Annotated in this window: 15 protein-coding genes; 7 read left to right on the top strand and 8 right to left on the bottom strand. The window is 68.7% G+C overall.

Annotated features, from left to right (window positions below; genetic code table 11):
* Both ACFPK1_RS27430 and ACFPK1_RS27425 read right to left on the bottom strand, forming a co-directional pair.
* The coding region (locus tag ACFPK1_RS27430) for a serine/threonine-protein kinase (protein ID WP_378024130.1) at nucleotides 1–1,113 on the bottom strand (1,113 nt) is incomplete at its 3' end.
* Nucleotides 1,114–1,274: 161 nt separating this feature from the next.
* A complete protein-coding gene (locus tag ACFPK1_RS27425) occupies nucleotides 1,275–2,069 on the bottom strand; it encodes a peptidoglycan-binding domain-containing protein (RefSeq protein ID WP_378024129.1) in 795 nt (264 codons plus the stop codon).
* Between the two features lie 260 nt (nucleotides 2,070–2,329).
* Here ACFPK1_RS27425 and ACFPK1_RS27420 point away from each other — a divergent pair, with 260 nt between their 5' ends.
* The 3 genes from ACFPK1_RS27420 (at nucleotide 2,330) to ACFPK1_RS27410 (ending at nucleotide 4,147) form a co-directional block, all read left to right on the top strand.
* The gene (locus tag ACFPK1_RS27420; protein ID WP_378024128.1) at nucleotides 2,330–2,773 is read left to right on the top strand and encodes a hypothetical protein; all 444 of its coding nucleotides are present in this window, start codon (nucleotides 2,330–2,332) and stop codon (nucleotides 2,771–2,773) included.
* A gap of 71 nt (nucleotides 2,774–2,844) precedes the next feature.
* Nucleotides 2,845–3,168: a hypothetical protein gene (locus ACFPK1_RS27415; protein WP_378024127.1), complete on the top strand. Its 324-nt coding sequence runs from the start codon at nucleotides 2,845–2,847 to the stop codon at nucleotides 3,166–3,168.
* On the top strand, nucleotides 3,158–4,147 hold the full coding sequence (locus tag ACFPK1_RS27410) for a hypothetical protein (protein ID WP_378024126.1): 990 nt from the start codon (nucleotides 3,158–3,160) through the stop codon (nucleotides 4,145–4,147). The genes ACFPK1_RS27415 and ACFPK1_RS27410 overlap by 11 nt, the downstream gene beginning before the upstream one ends.
* Before the next feature lies 1 nt (nucleotide 4,148).
* Here ACFPK1_RS27410 and ACFPK1_RS27405 read toward each other — a convergent pair whose 3' ends face one another.
* The 3 genes from ACFPK1_RS27405 to ACFPK1_RS27395 all read right to left on the bottom strand — a co-directional run bounded on the left by ACFPK1_RS27405 (nucleotide 4,149) and on the right by ACFPK1_RS27395 (nucleotide 6,374).
* Complete coding sequence (locus tag ACFPK1_RS27405; RefSeq protein ID WP_378024125.1) at nucleotides 4,149–4,712, bottom strand: DUF3558 family protein; 564 nt, start codon at nucleotides 4,710–4,712, stop codon at nucleotides 4,149–4,151.
* Nucleotides 4,713–4,879: 167 nt separating this feature from the next.
* On the bottom strand, nucleotides 4,880–5,686 hold the full coding sequence (locus ACFPK1_RS27400) for a hypothetical protein (RefSeq protein WP_378024124.1): 807 nt from the start codon (nucleotides 5,684–5,686) through the stop codon (nucleotides 4,880–4,882).
* A gap of 79 nt (nucleotides 5,687–5,765) precedes the next feature.
* Nucleotides 5,766–6,374 carry a dTDP-4-dehydrorhamnose 3,5-epimerase family protein gene (locus ACFPK1_RS27395; RefSeq protein WP_378024123.1) on the bottom strand — a complete coding sequence of 203 codons (609 nt, stop codon included), beginning with the start codon at nucleotides 6,372–6,374 and terminating at the stop codon, nucleotides 5,766–5,768.
* A 137-nt stretch (nucleotides 6,375–6,511) separates the two neighbouring features.
* Between ACFPK1_RS27395 and rfbB the strand changes: the two genes are divergently transcribed.
* The 3 genes from rfbB to ACFPK1_RS27380 all read left to right on the top strand — a co-directional run bounded on the left by rfbB (nucleotide 6,512) and on the right by ACFPK1_RS27380 (nucleotide 10,310).
* Nucleotides 6,512–7,537 carry a dTDP-glucose 4,6-dehydratase gene (gene rfbB, locus ACFPK1_RS27390; RefSeq protein ID WP_378024122.1) on the top strand — a complete coding sequence of 342 codons (1,026 nt, stop codon included), beginning with the start codon at nucleotides 6,512–6,514 and terminating at the stop codon, nucleotides 7,535–7,537.
* Nucleotides 7,534–8,427 (top strand): glucose-1-phosphate thymidylyltransferase RfbA, encoded by an 894-nt coding sequence (gene rfbA, locus ACFPK1_RS27385; protein ID WP_378024121.1) that lies wholly within the window; start codon nucleotides 7,534–7,536, stop codon nucleotides 8,425–8,427. Before rfbB ends, rfbA begins: the two co-directional genes overlap by 4 nt.
* Nucleotides 8,428–9,269: 842 nt before the next feature.
* Nucleotides 9,270–10,310 (top strand): glycosyltransferase family 2 protein, encoded by a 1,041-nt coding sequence (locus ACFPK1_RS27380; protein WP_378024120.1) that lies wholly within the window; start codon nucleotides 9,270–9,272, stop codon nucleotides 10,308–10,310.
* A gap of 327 nt (nucleotides 10,311–10,637) precedes the next feature.
* Here the strand turns inward: ACFPK1_RS27380 and ACFPK1_RS27375 are convergent, their stop codons facing one another.
* The 3 genes from ACFPK1_RS27375 to ACFPK1_RS27365 form a co-directional block, all read right to left on the bottom strand.
* Nucleotides 10,638–12,698, bottom strand: a complete 2,061-nt coding sequence (locus ACFPK1_RS27375) for a glycoside hydrolase family 16 protein (protein ID WP_378024119.1) — start codon at nucleotides 12,696–12,698, stop codon at nucleotides 10,638–10,640.
* Nucleotides 12,699–12,813: 115 nt separating this feature from the next.
* Nucleotides 12,814–14,184 (bottom strand): hypothetical protein, encoded by a 1,371-nt coding sequence (locus ACFPK1_RS27370; RefSeq protein WP_378024118.1) that lies wholly within the window; start codon nucleotides 14,182–14,184, stop codon nucleotides 12,814–12,816.
* Between the two features lie 28 nt (nucleotides 14,185–14,212).
* On the bottom strand, nucleotides 14,213–15,190 hold the full coding sequence (locus ACFPK1_RS27365; RefSeq protein ID WP_378024133.1) for a glycosyltransferase: 978 nt from the start codon (nucleotides 15,188–15,190) through the stop codon (nucleotides 14,213–14,215).
* Between the two features lie 471 nt (nucleotides 15,191–15,661).
* Between ACFPK1_RS27365 and ACFPK1_RS27360 the strand changes: the two genes are divergently transcribed.
* A complete protein-coding gene (locus ACFPK1_RS27360; protein WP_378024117.1) occupies nucleotides 15,662–16,951 on the top strand; it encodes an NAD(P)-binding protein in 1,290 nt (429 codons plus the stop codon).
* Nucleotides 16,952–16,972: the final 21 nt, after the last annotated feature.

Here is a 16,972-nt window from a genome sequence, read left to right as displayed (position 1 = left end):
GCGGCGCGGGCGCGCGGCGGCCCCCGGCGCCGGGGCGGCCGCGGGCGTGACGGGGGCCGTGGGCGGGAGGGCGGTCGGCGCGGAGGGCGACGGCGCGGGGTCCGCGGCAGCAGCGGGCGCCGGCTCGGCAGCCTCCGGCTCGCGCTCCCCGTCGTCCTCGGCCCCCGCCGCGGGCGGCAGCGTCGAGGGCGCGGCGTCCACGGCGACCGGCGCCGGGTAGGCCGTCGGGATCAGAGCCTCCGGGAGCACCGCCGGACCGACACCGTCCTCGACCTGCCGCCCGGCGAGCGCGGCGCGGGCGTCGGCCGCCATCGCCGCGCAGGTCGGGTAGCGGTCGTCGGGCGACTTCGCCATGGCGCGGGCGACGACGGCGTCCAGACCGGCGGGCACGCCGCCCACGGCCTCGGACGGCTTCGGCGGCTCGAGATAGATGTGCGCGTGCAGGGCCTCGGGGAGGCTCTGCACCGGGAACGGCCGGTCGCCGGAGAGCATCTCGTACAGGACGCAGCCGAGGGAGTAGATGTCGGCGCGGTGACCCGCCCGCCGGCTGGTGAAGCGCTCGGGCGCGATGTAGTCGAGGGTGCCGGCCACCGCGTTCGTGGTGCTCAGCGAGGTGTCCTCCCCGCCGACCTGGGCCACGCCGAAGTCGGTCAGGTAGGCGAAGCCGATCTCGGACTCGTCGTCGTCGAGGACGAGGAGCACGTTCGACGGCTTCACGTCCCGGTGGACCAGCTCGTCGCGGTGCGCGGCGTCGAGAGCACTCGCGATCTGCGTGAGCACGTCGACCGCCACCGACGGCTCGAGGGGCCCGCGGCGGGTCAGCAGGGCGGCGAGGTCTGAGCCCGCCACCAGGCGCATGTCGATGAAGAGCCGTCCGTCGATCTCGCCGAAGTTGTGGATCGGGAGGACGTGCGGGTCGTTCAAGCGCGCCGCGACCTCGGACTCCGTACGGAACCTCTTGCGGAACGTCTCGTCCCGGGCCAGCGCGGCCGGGAGCCGCTTGAGCGCCACGGTGCGCTTGCGCTTCGTGTCGTAGGCGCGGAACACCTCGCCCATGCCGCCGCGTCCCAGCAGCTCCTGCAGGACGTACTCGCCGAACGGCTCGTTCTCCATGTGGTGCGCCCCCCGCGGCGTCGATCCTGGTCTCCGCGGGAGGCATCGCCCACACCGGTGGCGGCGTTAGCCGTAACGAGGAGTCATGTCGATGCTCCGACCGGCTTCAGTCGAACGGAGCATCGACACGACCGTCCAGCCCCGTCGTCACGGGGAGTACTTCAGCGTTGGGTCCACCAGTCGGTGCAGACATACGGGCTCTGGTCCGGGACCTCGTACTGCGCCTCCTGCGACGGCGCGGACAGAGGCTGGTGGTAGCTGACCCCGCAGACTCGGATCGACGCGGGCGCGGTGGCGTCGTAGACGCCGGTGTGGGTCACGCCGGAGAACAGTCCCGCGGTCCGCTCCGGCTGCTTCTCCCAGGTGACGCCCCCGTCGAGCGACCGGTCCACCCACACCTGGTGGACCTCGAGGCTCAGCGGGTCGTCCTGCGCGGAGATCAGCCCCCAGGCGCACCCGGGGACGGTGTCCGACGCCCGGATCGACACCGTGAGTCCCTCGTAGGCGCCGCCCCGCAGCGTCTGCTCCTGGACCGTGGTGAAGCCGCGGTCGGCGAGCTCGGACGCCTGACCCCGGTCACCCTCCCGGCACTGTTCCGACGGTGCCGGGGGCTCGGCCTCCCGCGCGAGGGCGTCCGCCGTCAGGCCCCCGACGTTGCCGTCCGCGGGCAGCCGCCGCTGTCCCTGGAAGTCGAGCACGGCGACGCGGGTGTCCGCCCCGAAGAACTCGTCCGGCGTCAGCTCGTAGGCGGGATTCACGGCGACGAGGTCGCGCTCCAGCCGCTCCACGCAGCTGTGCCTCTGCCCCTCGAGCAGCAGCGGGCAGCCGGGATAGCTCCTGTTCTCGGTGTCGTCGGCCGTGGCCGTGCCTGCGCCGACGGTGCCGCCGACGATCAGCGCGGCGGTGACGGCGGCGACGATCCCTCGGGCGAGCGTCGTGCTGGTGATCTCGGGCATGGTGACCTGCCTTCGCGGTGGGAGTGGTGCGGCGCGACGGATCGTGGTCACCGACCGGGAGCCGGGACGACCCCCGAGCCCGGGGGTTGCCGACGACGGGAACTGCAGGTCAGCCCTGCGGGAGAGCGACGGGTCGGACGCAACCACCCCCACGCTCGGGGATGGGTCGCCGTCGTCCCGCTGCCTAGCGTTCCGCCCCGGACGGAGGCCGATCAGGTCTCCGCAGGAACGCCCGGGAGCGGGCGGAAGGGGACCACGTCATGGAGCACGCCCGGGCCGGCTCGCTGCACACCGCCGACCCCTTCGTGCCGGGCCGCGTCAGCGGTCCCGTCCGGTCCGCACCGGGATCCCACGCGGCCCGGACCGAGGCCATCGCCGCCCCGCGTCACCACGGCGGCTGGCGAACCGTGATGGCCGGCGCGCGCGGCTCCCTCACCCGCGAGGTGCTGCTGGGCGCCGCCACCACGCTCGCTGCGCTCGGGATCGTCGCCGGGAGCGTGCTCGCGGCGGCCCCGGAGACGGAGCCGAGCCCGGCTCCGGTCCCCGTCGCGGTGAAGATCGGGGACGCGAGCTGCCACGACGAACCCCGTGCCGTCGCCGGCCGTGTCGTCGTGCACCGCGAGGCCGACGGGTCGGTCGGCGCGGTCGAGGTCCGCGCCGCCACCGTGTGCCCGTCGGGGGCGACCGCGCCGGGCGCGCGATGACGACCTCGACGGGGTGGCCGGAATGCTCATTCGGCCCCGCGACGGACAGTCGGTGTGCCACCGTGCGAGCCATGACCGGACCGGGGGCGGGGCAGGGGTTCGAGGTCGACATGGCCGATCTCCAGCGCTGCGCCGACCAGTCGATGCAGCAGATGATCACCGCGCTCGACCAGGCGCTGGCCGCGTGGCCGATCGACCCCGTCCCGATGGTCGAGGCGCCCGGCACCGCCGCGGCGCGCGACCTCCTGCTGGCCGTCCAGGGCCTCAACGGCCGGCTGCTCGACCGGCAGCAGCGCGGGCGCGGTGCCACCGTCGAGACGCGGCAGGCGCTGCTCGACATCCACGCGCTCTACCAGCGGGCCGACCAGCAGACCGGCGCCTCCTATGGCCGGTGACGTCCCGGGTGACGACGAGGTGATCGGCGCCGCCCACGCGTTCGCCGACGCCTACGGGTTCGTGATCCAGCGGGTGTACTCGCTGCCCTTCGCCGGCGCGATCGAGCTCGTGCAGGGCATGTCCATGCCCGACGTCGACGAGGTCCGCCAGGAGATGCTCGACTCCCTCACCCCGGTGCTCGAGCTGCGTCCCGAGGGCTTCCACCAGGTCGCGACCGGCATCGTCGAGGCCCTGCAGTTCCTCGACGAGGGCTCCCCGCGCTCCGGGTCGTTCTTCGAGAGCCACACCGCCGCGGTCCGCCGGCTCGGTTCCTGGCAGGGCGCGGGCGCCGACGCCTTCCGCACGCAGCTCGACCGCGTCGAGCACTTCGCCGTCGAGCAGGCCCGGGCGATGACCCTGCTCGGCGGCTACCTCCTCGCGTCCTACAAGATCGCCGGACTCGCACGCCGCGACCTCGTCGCCATCCTGCACGGCGGCGCCGTGGCCTGCCGCGCCCTCGTCGACGCCGAGCAGGTCGGCCAGATGCGCGCCGACATCGCCCTGACCAGCGGGATCGCCCAGTCGACGCTCGCCGCCCTCGCCTCCTCCAGCGCGCTCGGGGCCGCGCTCGGGGTCGGGATCATCGCCGTCGGCGCCACCGCCACCCTCGCCACGATCGACCTCACCGCCACCTCCCCCGAGGTCGTCGTCGACCGTGTGCGCCAGGAACGCGCCGGCCTGCTGGCGCGGATGAACGCCGAGTTCGTCGACGTGCAGGGCCAGAGCCAGCAGACCTTCGCGCGCTACGACGCGACCCAGACCGGCCTGCTCCGCGACCCGCTACCGCCCTCCACCGACGTCGCGAACCCGAACTTCCGCTACGACGACTTCGCCTCCCCCGCCCGCCCTGCCGCGGACTTCGCTCCCGAGGTCCAGGAGGCGAGCCAGCTGCCGGCGCAGGAGCCGGGCGTCAGCCGCATCCGCAGCGCGCTCGGCTGAGCTACTGCCTGGTGCGCGGCACGAACCCGAGGACCGCGCCCGCCAGGCGCACCACCGTGTCGCAGGACGACGCCGCCCCGGGCCGGTCGGGCTCGTAGCGGGTGAGCGACGCCCGTAGACCCTGGTCCTGCGCGGTGCGCACGTAGACCGAGCACTCGTCGGGCCCAGGGTTCTTGCGCAGCCCGGCCGGCAGCCCCGCCACCGGCGGCACCGGGGTCAGCCCGGCGACACGATCCTCCTCCTCCGCGACGATGTCGCGGTCGAACGGTGTGATGACCACGTCGTCCTCGGTCTCGCCCGGGTCGTCCCGCGACATCTGGGCGACACAGTCCCCTTCCTCCCCGGGCACCTGCGGGTCCGGCGGTGTCGCGGCGATCTCCTTCAGACGGAACTCGCCGACGGCCCCCGGCGCCACGAGGTTGCAGGGGAACTTGAGGTACGGGCCCAGGTCTCGCACCTCGGCCGGCGCCGGCTGCCCGACGACCGTCGGGCGGGTAGGCGTCGGCGGCAGGGTGGGCTGACTCGGCGTGCACGCCGCGAGCGTCACCGCCAGCAGGACGAGCACCCCGCCGGCAACGCGAGCCCGAGCGCGTCGAGAGTTTCCGACGATCACCCCGAATACACTCCCACGGAGTCCAGGCGCTCACCGGTCGTTCGCGTTAGGCGGCCTTGAAAGCTACCGCGGCCCAGGGCGGCATCGGCTCGACTCAAGCGGGCGGCGCGGACCAATCGTTAGTCGAGGGTCACGATGTCTGCGGCGCGGCTCCCGGGGCAGCTCGACAGGTCGGCTGATGCGCGCCTCGAGTACCGAGGTGATGGCTCCGATCGGCGCGCTGAAGCGCTCCTTGAATCGCTGGACGTCGAAGAGGAACAGGGCGTACTGCGGGAGCTCCGGATGCACATTGAGGTCGTCCCCGGCTCTGACCTCCCCGCGTCCGCGCTGGTACTCCTGGAGAACACGGTTAAGGTAGACTTCCGCCACACGGAAATGGTCCTGCGTGCGCCCTGCGAGTCGGTGCGGTTGTAGAGATCGACCGAGCCCATGAGCGGCACCTGCCGCGCCATCCTCTCGAAAATGAGCTGCTGCTCGTTGATCTCGGAGATGCTCGCTTCGTACACCACGAATGGGACGACTGTGCGCCCCTCAACGCCCCTGGGCGCCCCGGTGCACATGCGTCGTGTCTTCTTGACCTCGTTGTAGCTGGAGATCGTGTCGTCGTGAACGCGAAGGAGGAAGTCATCCTCCCGGCGCCGGTCCTCAATAAATCGATCCGCGTCTCGTCGCAGCTCCTCGTAGCGCTCAACCCTCTCTCGCTGGAGCGCCGACACAGCGAAGGCGACCACTCCACCCACGACGGCTACGCCCAGCACCTGGATCGCCGCCTTGACGACATCGTTCGCCACTACCGCGTCTGTAGCCAGTGACCCGAAGATCGCGAGCGCCAGCGACGCGAGCGCGATGGCCCCGACGAAGGCTACGACCGCCCACCACCGAGCCTGATTCACCGTCCGCCGGAGCTTCACCTTCGAGTCGATCACGGCATTGATCGTGAAGGTGCTGGCGACACCAGCCCAGCCGCCATCCGAAGGACACTGATGCTCTATAGCCTGACATACGTCAGGCTCGAAGATCGCTGATCCTGGCTCGACAGGCGTCGATGGTCGGAAGGGCGCCGACCTCGCTTGCTTCCGTGAGCGTCGGGGCGGCGCGGTCCTTTTCCGACAGAACAAGGTCCGAACTCGCGACGTACTGGCCCCATGGCAGTCCGAGAGCTGGGTCGAGCGGGCTCACGCCGTGCTCAGCACCAGGGTTGTACGGCGTCGAGCACAGATAGCTCGCTACAGTGTCGTCCTCGAGGGCCAGGAATGCGTGCCCAAGGCCCTCCGAGAGGTATGTCGCGGACATCGTCTTGGGGTCGAGGACGACGGCGTCCCACTGACCGAAAGTCTTCGACCCAACCCGGATGTCGACGATGACGTCGAGCAGCGACCCCGACACGCACTGGACGTACTTGGCCTGCCCGGGCGGGACGTCGGCGTAGTGGATGCCGCGCAGCACGCCACGCCGGGAGAAGCTGGTGTTCGCCTGAGCAAGTTTGAAGGGATGTCCGACTGCTTCCCGGAACGCGTCCGCTTGGAATGGCGCCGTGAAGGCGCCACGAGAGTCCGCGAAGATCGGCGGAGTGAACAACCACGCTCCGGGCACTTGAAGCTCTCGTGCCTGCACACCTCGGAGAGTAGGAGGCACTCGGACCCCCATGTGCTCCGCCCGAAGGACGCCTGCGCAACTACTCAACGTCTAACTTAGGTTACAGAGCGTACCTCCGGCACGATCGCTTCGAAGCGTCGAGACCAGGGGGGCGGATGACTTCGCTGTTGGTGACCGGTGCCGCGGGGTTCATCGGGTCGAACTTCGTGCGGTACTGGCGGCGCGAGCACCCGGGTGACCGGGTGGTGGCGCTGGACGCGCTGACCTACGCCGGGGTGCGGGGCAACGTCGAGGGTCTGCCGGGCGTGGAGTTCGTGCACGGGTCGATCGCCAACACCGAGCTGGTGGCCCACCTGCTGCGCAGCCGCGGGGTGGACGTGGTGGTGAACTTCGCCGCCGAGTCGCACAACAGCCTGGCGATCCTGCGCCCGGGGGACTTCTTCGCGACCAACGTGATGGGCACCCAGCAGTTGCTGGAGGCGGTGCGGCGGGTGGGTGTCGCCCGGTTCCACCACATCTCGACCTGCGAGGTGTACGGCGATCTGCCCCTCGATGTGGAGGAGGCGTTCACCGAGGAGTCTCCGTACCGGCCGCGCACGCCGTACAACGCGGCCAAGGCCGGCGGGGATCACGTGGTGCGCTCCTACGGGCTGACCTACGACGTGCCGGTGACGATCACCAACTGCGCCAACAACTACGGGCCTTTCCAGTTCCCCGAGAAGGTCGTGCCGCTGTTCACCACCCGCGCGCTGGCCGGCGAGCCGCTGCCGCTCTACGCGTCGACGAAGAACCGCCGCGAGTGGCTGCACGTCGACGACCACGCCCGCGCCATCGACGCGGTGCTGACCCACGGGCGGGTCGGGGAGACCTACAACGTCGGCTCCGGGCACGAGGTCGACATCGAGGGCATCGCCGACAGCGTCCTCGGTGCGCTGGGGCTGGGACCGGAACTGAAGACGATCGTGCCGGACCGGCCCAGCCACGACCGGCGCTACCTGCTCGACACCACCAAGCTGCGCGGCGAGCTCGGGTGGGCGCCGCGGGTCGGGTGGGACGAGGGCATCGCCGCGACCGTCGACTGGTACCGCGGGAACGAGGCGTGGTGGCGCCCGCTGATCGGCCGCTCCCCCGTGGTCGAGGGGGCCGACGCGGACTGGGGCGCGAACTGGGGGACCGGGTGAAGGGCATCGTGCTGGCCGGCGGGAGCGGCAGCCGGCTGCACCCGGTGACCCGGGCGGTGTCCAAGCAGCTGCTGCCGGTCTACGACAAGCCGATGATCTACTACCCGATCTCGGTGCTGATGCTGGCCGGGATCCGGGAGATCCTGGTGATCTCCACCCCGGTCGACCTGCCCGCGTTCCGCCGGTTGTTCGGCGACGGCGCCGAGCTGGGGGTGTCGTTCTCCTACGCCGAGCAGCCCGCCCCCAACGGGCTGGCCGAGGCGTTCCTCATCGGCGCCGGGCACGTCGGTGACGACAGCGCCGCCCTGGTGCTGGGCGACAACATCTTCCACGGCCAGGGCTTCGCCCGGATCCTCGGCGACGCCGCCGCGACCCTGCACGCGGACAAGGGCTGCGTGCTGTTCGGCTACCCCGTGCGCGACCCCGGCCGCTACGGCGTCGGCGAGGCCGACCAGAACGGGCTGCTGCTGTCCATCGAGGAGAAACCCGCGCGGCCCCGCAGCAACCGGGCCATCACCGGGCTCTACTTCTACGACAACGACGTCCTCGACATCGCCCGCACCCTGACCCCCTCGGTGCGCGGCGAGCTCGAGATCACCGACGTCAACCGCGCCTACGTCGAGCGCGGCGACGCCCGCCTGATCGACCTCGGGCGCGGGTTCGCCTGGCTCGACACCGGCACCCACGAATCACTGATCGAGGCCAGCCAGTACGTGCAGGTCCTCGAGCACCGCCAAGGCGTGCGCTTCGCCTGCCTCGAGGAGATCGCCCTCGTCAAGGGCTGGATCACCCCCGACCAGGCCTACGCCCTCGGCCGGCGCCAGGCCAGCTCCGGCTACGGCGACTACGTCATGGACATCGCCCGCCGCGCCGACGGTATGCACCGTTGAGGCGATGGGGGTTCATGCCCGTATTCCGCGCCCGACCAGCCTTGCGGCCGAACAGCCAGACAACCTCCGCGTGCCATCCACCTTCCATGGTTGTCTCACCGTCCTCGGTACGAGTCTCTGGGTGGGTCGTCCGAAGGGGGGAGTTGCTCGATTGGTAGCTTGCTGTCACCGGTCTGCGTACAAGTGCATGTTCAGCGTCCCTTTGTTGCCCTGCCCACGACGTGGTCCCCGACCGGTGGTGCTCCTGAGCTAGCCACCAACAAGAGAGCAACGTGACGTGGCTCGTCTCACTCGGCCGTTGTGATCTCCTCACCTCGCAGATGGCTGCCGAACTGGTTGCGATTCCTGACGACAGGTCGCGCCGCAGACAGCGACCGAACGCCCCTGTGGCTGCATGCCGATCGCCTGCGGCCGCGCCGATCCACTGATCGGCTCGCCGAGGTCGTGTCGATCAATACCTGTGCTCGTGGCATCGCAGGCGAGATCGAGAGTCGAACGCCGTCCGTCCCGCTGACCCCAGTCACCATCGCCGACCTCCCCACCGGACTGAGGCCGGAAAGCGCGAGACGTCCTTCCGCTCCACGCTCGTGGTCTGCACGCCGCCAGTCCAGGGCCTCGTGGTCAATTACCACCGCCACCACGAAAGCGGCGACACGGCTGGCCGTGTGACTCCACGACACGAGTCGCGGAGACGATGATGGAGCGACTGCCGCTTCGTACGGGTCAACCAGTCCCCCGCAGCGAGAGCATCGGTCAGCTTCCCGTATCGTCCCAGGAGTCTCGGTCGCCAGCACGGGAACGCAGTGCGCCTCGGAGGGAAGAACGTGGGAATCTCGGTGGCAATGGCCACCTACAACGGCGAGCGGTATCTCCCCGAGCAACTCGAAAGTATCGCGCAACAGACTCTACTGCCAGACGAGTTGGTGGTATGTGACGATCAATCTTCAGACTCCACACGTGCCGTGGTCGAGGACTTCGGGCAGACCGCGCCTTTCCCGGTATATTTCCACGAGAACCCCCAGCGCCTGCACTTTGCCGACAATTTCCTGGAAGCTGCCGCTCGCTGTCGAGGCGACTACGTCGCCTTCTGCGACCAGGACGATGTCTGGCTACCCGAGAAGCTGGAGCGAGTCGGCGCAGCGTTCGACCGCACTGGGGCCGCACTGGTCGCGCACCAGGCGTTGTCGTTCACCGAGGGGAGCGACCGCGAGGAGCGCTTCCAGTTCGCGCACCACGGCATCCTCCTTCCTGACGATCTGTTCCCTTGGCACTTCTTCTTTGGTTTCGCCTGCACGTTCCGGCGCGACCTGCTCGATGTAAGTCCATCCGCGCTCAGACCCTTCGACGTCATCGACCCGCGTCGGCGACTCGCGCATGACAGGTGGATCACGTTCCTAGCGACCACGAGGGGCATCGTCGTCGTTCTCCCTGACGAACTGGCGCGGTACCGTCAGCACGACACCAACGAATCAGGGTGGATGCGTTCTGGGCGATCGGCTGGTGCCGCGTACTCGGCGGCGCGGAATCGCTTTGCTTACAACCTGGCGAAACACCTATCTGCGGCCCGGCGGTTCATCGAGATTCTCGAGGAGCAGGTCGCGAAGCAAGGAAATGCTGATCGTAGCGACCTCGACCGGTTGCTCGACCGGTGGCGCGAGCTCGACGAGGCGTATCGGGCCCGGCTGGCTATCGCCGAGGAGGACACCCGGGCCGGACGGCTCAAGCGCTGGGGGGAGGCCATGAAACGCGGAGCGTATCGACCGTCCGTTGCCGAGCGCCCGTTACCGATGTCTGCTCGGGAGCTGGCGCTCGCCTTCATCGCTCGTCCGGGTCAGCGCGGTCTGGCGAAGTCGATGCTGTCCCAGGCCGGCTACCCCGAGTAGTCGTGACGAGCGGTCTTCTGCCGCCCGCAGCTCAGCCGTAACACCACGTCATCTAGCGTCGACGATATTCTGGAACACGACGAGGTCGACTCTGCAACGCAGCACCGGTGATCGGGATGCAACCAGGCACCCTCGTCCCACTCGAACTGCGAACACCACGAGTGTCAGGCCTGAACCGATCAGGTGGACTTGAAAAGCCTCATATCGCCCCCCGGGGGCGTGGGCGGAACTTTTCATGTTCGGACGCCACATGGCAGCGGCGGGATCGTGACCAGATTCGACACCAGCTACCCGCAGCCTGTTTCGAGCCACAGCATGGGCGTTCTCTCAGACGTAGACGCGGACGTAGTCCACGTACAGGCCGGCTCTCCCCTGAACTGCGCGAAGGTCGATCGGCCACCCCCCACCGAGGGCGAGGTCGACCAGGAAGAACATCGGCGCCGACCCACCGTCGACCTGCGGGGCTGTAGCTACGACGCGTCCATCGATATAGAAGGTGATCTCGTTCGGGAGTACCGAGACTCCATAGGTGTGCCAGGCCATGGCGTCGCGTGCGGTAAGAAACCGCTCGTCGCAGTGCGCGGTGCCACCGTCACTTCCGCCCCGAAACTGGTGTGTGGAGTGGCATGCTCCTGTGGGTTCGTGACCATAGAGTTCGACCGCGTCGATTTCGGCCACAGAAGAGGTCGGCTCGACGAGGTTGTCGTTCGGCAGGAGCCAGAAAGCGGGCCACGTCCCCGGAGACGCAGGGGCGAACATCCGTGTTTCGAAGTAGCCGTACTGAGCTGAGAACCCGGAACCGCCAGGCCGCGCCGAAGCGACGAGGCCCCCGATGGAGGTGCGTCCCCCTCCAACAGGGTCCGCATAGCCGAGCGGCAGCGGCTCGACCCCGATATGCAGCAGACCGTCGAGAACGCCCACGTTGCCGAGCCCGGCGTTCGGGTCCGGAAAGATGGCGTCTCCGAAGTCCTCAGCACCGTCCGACGTGGGCTTCGCGGTGGCGTAATCAGCTCCGAGACCGGTACGCGAGAGCGAGACAGGCCGATCGAACTCCTCGGTATAGACCAAGGTTCGTCCTGATGCTTGTGGCTCGGACGGCGTGGAGAGCCCGACTGGCCGCCCGGGTCGATAGATCTGGACATAGGCGCTAGCTGTCGGGACGTTGGTCCCCGTCGCCTCTACCGCCACGGTCGCCGGCCCCGGCGGCACGGCGGCGAGGTCGATCGGGAGCACTGCCGATCCGGTCGCCGACACGGGCGCCGCGACCCTGACCGTGGACGGGGCTACCGGGTCGGCCGGCCAGACCTGGGCATTGACCTGTACATAGCCCGCGCCCGCTGCGGCTCGCAGGTCCAGGTGGTCACCGGTGACGGCGTCCGCCTGCGGGCAAGTGATTATCAGCGCCACGTCCACAGCCGGCTGACCGGCACAGCTCGCTGGCGGAAGCTCCGCCGTCGGGGATGGCGCTGAGGTCGGTGCAGCGATGCGCGAAGGCGCCGCATCCCGCTGATGGACCCGCACCTCTGCGAGGGACAACGCACCGGAGCCTTCGATGCTGTCGATCGTGAACCGTAGGGTGGACGTCGTCCTCGGCATGAAGGCGACCGCCGTCGGGCGGTCCGGGTCGCGGAGCACCTCGCCCATCGGAACGCTCGAGCCGTCGTCGAACGTGAGCCGGGCCGATCGGATCGAAGCGCCGGCTCCGGTGCTACCTGCAACCTCGACGCTGGAGACATCTCTGGGACTGCTCCATCGCAGGACTACTGCTGTGCCGGCCGCCGCTGAAGTGTCGGTCCAATCCGCGCCGAGTCCGATCGGACCCGGCCTGCCCGGGCCGTCGACAAGAGCTCTGTCATCACCCGGGCTGGAGGCGGGCTCAGAAGTCACCACGGCGTCAGGGGCGATGTTCCCATCCGTGCGAGCACCGGCGGCCACGTCCCGCGTGCTGGCGGTGTCGATCACCTCCAGTCGGGCGATCGTCACGTCGCGGGCCCCGGCGCTCGTGGCCGTCGCAGTGAAGCGGAGACGGTCGATCGAGCGAGGCGTGATCGCGACTTCTGTCGTCGGGGAAGTGGAGGACAGCCGGACTTCTTGGTAAGAGCCGTCGCCGAAAGCCAGATACCCCTCATTCAACCCCGGCTCAACGAGCGGATTGCGCGTGATGATGACCCGGTGCACTGTGTGCGGCGTGGGCCACGCGAGGTCCAGCCAGGCGCCGGCAGTCTCGCCAGCGGATCGCCAACCCGATCCGCTCTGAGCGATCGCGTCCCCCGGGGAAGTCCCGGGCGCCGCCGAGCTGGCCGTGACACGCGCCGAACCGATCGTGCTTTCGAGGGCTCCGCTGTGAGTCCGCCAGACGATCATCATCGTCGCGGCGAGCGCGACCACGACGAGAAGCGCGACAACCCATCTTCGACCATTCCTCGACGTCCGCCTGCGTACCGCTCGGTCCGGCTCGTCGGGGGAATCCTGCCGCTGATCGTGCGTCACGCGAGAATCTCGATCACCATGCGCCCTGCCTGGCGGGCGCCACGCTGGGAAGGAAGTCCACATCCGGTGGTCGGTAGGCCAGGTCCTTCTGCCGCGGTGTCGCGCGCACCGCCGCGTGCGAGAGCAGACCGAGGGACATCCAGATGACCCCACTCGGGTCCGACAGGTCCGGGCCGGCAACCAGCTTCAGGACGAGCATCGTGACCAGCGCCCAGAGGACCGGGCGGTATGCGGGGACCGAGGCCGTCTTGCTGATCAACATGGCTACGGCCGCCGCGAAGAGCAGAGTGCCGACCAAGCCGACGGTGCTCAGAAGACCGGGCAGGAACGACGACGCTCGGTTGGACCCCAGCCCGACCCCGTATCCGTAGGTGTCGAAGAAGAGATCGTAGGCGGTCGTGTTCGCCATCGACCGCTCGTCATAGGACGCCGTACCGACCTTGTCGCCGACGGTCGCGGAGACATAGCCGACGACTGCCGGAAGGAGCCAGATCGCAGCCATCAGCGCGACGCAAGCCATGACCGCTGCCGTCACCGTCACCCGCGCTCGTCGGAACAGCAGACTGCCGAGGAGGCTCGAGACGGCGAGGGCGGCAACGACCGCCGCGGCGACGACGAACGTGGTCGATGTCGAGATCGAGCCCATGTACGCGGCCGCGGCAACGACGGCGAGGACCCCGGCGCGTCGCCAGCCCTGGACGCGGGGGGCACGAGAGAGCCCGTAGGCGATGGTGATCAGGCAGGACGCAGCCAACGAGGACGGTTCGGACAAGATCCCGCGAAAACGCTCCTCCCCGCCTGGCGCGGTCTCGATGAACGCCAAGGTCGGTGAGTTGTCGAACAACCCCTCGGGGAAGGGCACGCCGACCTCGCCGTGCAGGTAGCGCCAGAAGGACAGGATCGTCGTGGTGAATACCAGCAGACCGATCAGCTCCGGGCGGGAGTACGGAGACCGCGCAAGGAAGACAACGACACAGATTCCCAGCGCAAGATAAAGGATCTGTGCGACGTTCGACGGAGTGACGTAACCCGCAAGGAGCTGGGCACGACCTTTCGCCGTACTGACGAACATGCGGGAGAAGAAGACCGGTGCGAGCAACGTGACCACAGCGGACCAGGCGAGCATCAGCACGAGAAGAGGAACGCCGGGCGGCAGTGGCTCGCGCCGTGACTGGCGAAGACCGCCGATACCCAGCAGCGCCAGCACGAGCGCGCCGGCCGCACCGAGCGCCGTGACGTAGAAGGTCGGCATGGCGACGCCGCCGAGGGCGACGGCAGCGCCCGCCGCGGTCGCGCCGCCGAGAGCCAGCGCCCGCCCGTATCCGCCCCTGTTGACGACGCCGTAGGCCATGACCAGGAGCGTCACCAAGGTCAGCGACGTCACGTGGATCCCCCTCGGCCGACCCGCGGCCTCACGAGGAGCGACCGTATCGAACGGCCAGCAGCTTACGCGCCAAACGTTCGGGAGCGACCAACACCGCGACGCACCAGCTCGAGATCGCCAGCCGTCTGGTCACGCTCTCGGGCCCCGGCCGGAAGGGTGCGAGCATCGCGTCGCACAACATCCGGACACGTCCGTCTGCCGGCAACCCTGGCTCGTCCGGGGCGACCCGCTTGGCCGCGACGCGCAACTGCAGGAGCTCGCGGCTCCGGTAGAGGGGTGCCTCGTCCTTCGCGGAGACCTTGCGGCGCAGGTAGGCCTCCTGCGCAAAACGCCAGCGCATGCGCGCCCGGACGACCTCGCGGGCAAAGCGCCGACCATCCGCCATCAGGTGGCTGTCGTTCGCCCCGTGGCGCCGGTAGCCGACTATGACCTCGGGAAGTGTGATCACGTCGCCGAAGAACGGCGCGGCAGCCAGGCACGCCGAGTCGGAGGCGGCCCCAAGCTCCGGACCGATCGGGAAGATCTCGTCCAGGAACCACCTCGCGTACGCGTTCCCTGAACCCGGCGGCGTGGGGTAGGCGCTCGTCACCTCCACCCACCGCCGGATCTCCGAAGACGTCGGGACCGGGTCGAACTCCGGGAACGGCTCGCCGAACGGGACACCACTCTCATCGATGCGCTGCATCCTGAACTGAGCCTTGCTCACGCTCGGCGACCACACCTCGGCGAGCCTCTCAGCCAGGTCCGCAGGGAGCACGTCGTCAGAGTCCAGGAAGACCACCACGTCTCCCGTGGTGCGTTCGTAACCCCGGTTGGCGGCTACTCGCTGGCTGGCGTTCTCGGTGAGCACCACGTTGACCCAATCGCCGTAGCCCTCGATGAGCGCAGGTGAACCGTCGGTGGATCCGTCGTCGACCACGACCACCTCGACATCGCGCCACCGGACGGCCAGGGCGCTGTCGATCGCAGCACGGACGAAGCGTTCGTAGTTGTAGTTCACGACCACGACGCTGAGGCGCTTCACGGGTGCCCACGCGGGCTGGACACGGCCATCCTGCACATCCCCCCCAACGTGCGCCCCCTTCCCCGCTCAGGGACCAGGATAGAGTCGAGCGTCTACTGCTGAGGTGGCACCCACAGTCTCTGCCCGGACTACTCTGCGGAAGCCCCACTGCGCCGTTCGGATGATGAGTTCAGCTCTTTGCTTCCCGACACACACCTCCTCGATGTCGGACTGTCCGGCGTTCAGTGAGGCATCACGGAGAACGTCGCGACTGAGGAGGTCTCCGAGCCCTGTCTCGGGCTGCTCGCCCAGTTACCTCCGATACAGGGACGCCCAGAGCAGTGCGGTAATGTTCTGCGGGCGTCGACGAAGGTCGTTCTAGGTCTGTCCACGGGTGGGGTCTGACAACGAACAGGGGGGCGTGTGGCGGGGAACGAGAAGCTCCCATCACTAAACTCCGATTACGATGCGGTGGTGCTCGGCGCCGGCATCACCGGCCTGGTATCCGCCTCGATCCTTCTCGTCCAGGGCGCACACCGAGTTCTCCTCATCGACGAATACCCACAGGTCGGGGGAAATCACCTCGACTGGTCTGTCGGCGAGTACACCTTCGACGTCGGAAGCCTGATCTTTCAGGACGACTCGCCTCTACTCCGACACTTCCCAGAAATCTTGCCACGGTACGTGCCGATCGAACCCAGCTGGTCAAAGATCAACCCGCAGGGCACCGTCACCCGCTATCCGTTCTCACTCCGCGAGGACTTTCTCGCTGCTGGACTGTGGGAGTGCTTGCGCCTCTTGGGCAGCGCCCTCCTAGCCCGGGTGGCGCATCGCAGAATGAGGAACGCCCGCGATTTCGCTCGTCGGTGGATCGGGACCCGAATGCTTCGACGGTCCGGCCTCGAGAACTACATGGAGCGCTTCTGCGGCCTTCCTGCCGAGCGCATCGATCTCAGCTTCGCGCAGAAACGGATGCTGTGGATCGCGGAAAACGCGAAGCCGGGACGTGTGATCCGCTCAGGCCTGGCGGCACTTTGCCGCGAGGAGCCTTCCCCACCGACCAACCAGCAACTGGCCCGACCCCCGGAGGGCTTCGGGGAACTTTACGCCCCAGCAGTGGCCGCACTGGAAGAGCGGGGGGCGCAATTCATGCTTGGAGCGAAGCCCCGGCGCGTGGCACGCACCTCGACCGGTTTCACCGTTGACGTCGGAGATCGCGTGGTGTCGTCCACCCGACTGGTGTCGACCATCCCAGTCGACAGCATCCGCGAACTATGCGGCCTGGATACCAAGAAACACCTTCCGACAGTCACTCTCATCACGCTCTTCTTCAGCTTTGCCGGCCGGAGAGGATTCGACGATTCGATCCTCTACAACTTCTCCCACGAAGGCGCTTGGAAGCGTCTCACGGTGTACTCGGACTTCTACGGTTTGCGTAACGATCGCGAGTACTTCGCCGTCGAGGTCATTTCCGGCACCCGCGTGGCGACAGCGGAGCAGGCCGAGTACGACTTCCGTCGGCACGTTGTCAACAACGGCTTGTTCCTCGGCGATCTCGTCGCGGAGGGCCACCATGTACTCACCAACGCCTACCCCGTCTACTCGGGCGGGGCGGGCGAGAGGGCTGCCAAGGCGATCGCCCAACTGCGGGAGTGGGGCGTCGAGTCCTTCGGTCGTCAGGGAGCGTTCGAGTACCAACCGACTGCGCGCGTGTCCACTATTCACGCAGAAGAAGCACTCGCTGCCGGCGCTTCAGCCGATTAGCGTAGGGTTCGCCCGCCGTGC

The sequence above is a fragment of the Actinomycetospora rhizophila genome (assembly GCF_042657905.1).
GTDB classification, from domain to species: domain Bacteria; phylum Actinomycetota; class Actinomycetes; order Mycobacteriales; family Pseudonocardiaceae; genus Actinomycetospora; species Actinomycetospora rhizophila.
The sequence above is the reverse complement of the archived record's forward strand: the minus strand, read 5'-3'. Positions and strand labels throughout refer to the sequence as shown.

What these genes read in the sequence shown, in the direction of transcription:
- ACFPK1_RS27420 (WP_378024128.1), top strand. Translation starts at nt 2,330, where the DNA reads ATGGAGCACGCCCGGGCCGGCTCGCTGCACACCGCCGACCCCTTCGTG.
- rfbB (WP_378024122.1), top strand. Translation starts at nt 6,512, where the DNA reads ATGACTTCGCTGTTGGTGACCGGTGCCGCGGGGTTCATCGGGTCGAAC.
- ACFPK1_RS27425 (WP_378024129.1), bottom strand. Translation starts at nt 2,069, where the DNA reads ATGCCCGAGATCACCAGCACGACGCTCGCCCGAGGGATCGTCGCCGCC.
- ACFPK1_RS27415 (WP_378024127.1), top strand. Translation starts at nt 2,845, where the DNA reads ATGACCGGACCGGGGGCGGGGCAGGGGTTCGAGGTCGACATGGCCGAT.
- ACFPK1_RS27410 (WP_378024126.1), top strand. Translation starts at nt 3,158, where the DNA reads ATGGCCGGTGACGTCCCGGGTGACGACGAGGTGATCGGCGCCGCCCAC.
- ACFPK1_RS27380 (WP_378024120.1), top strand. Translation starts at nt 9,270, where the DNA reads ATGGCCACCTACAACGGCGAGCGGTATCTCCCCGAGCAACTCGAAAGT.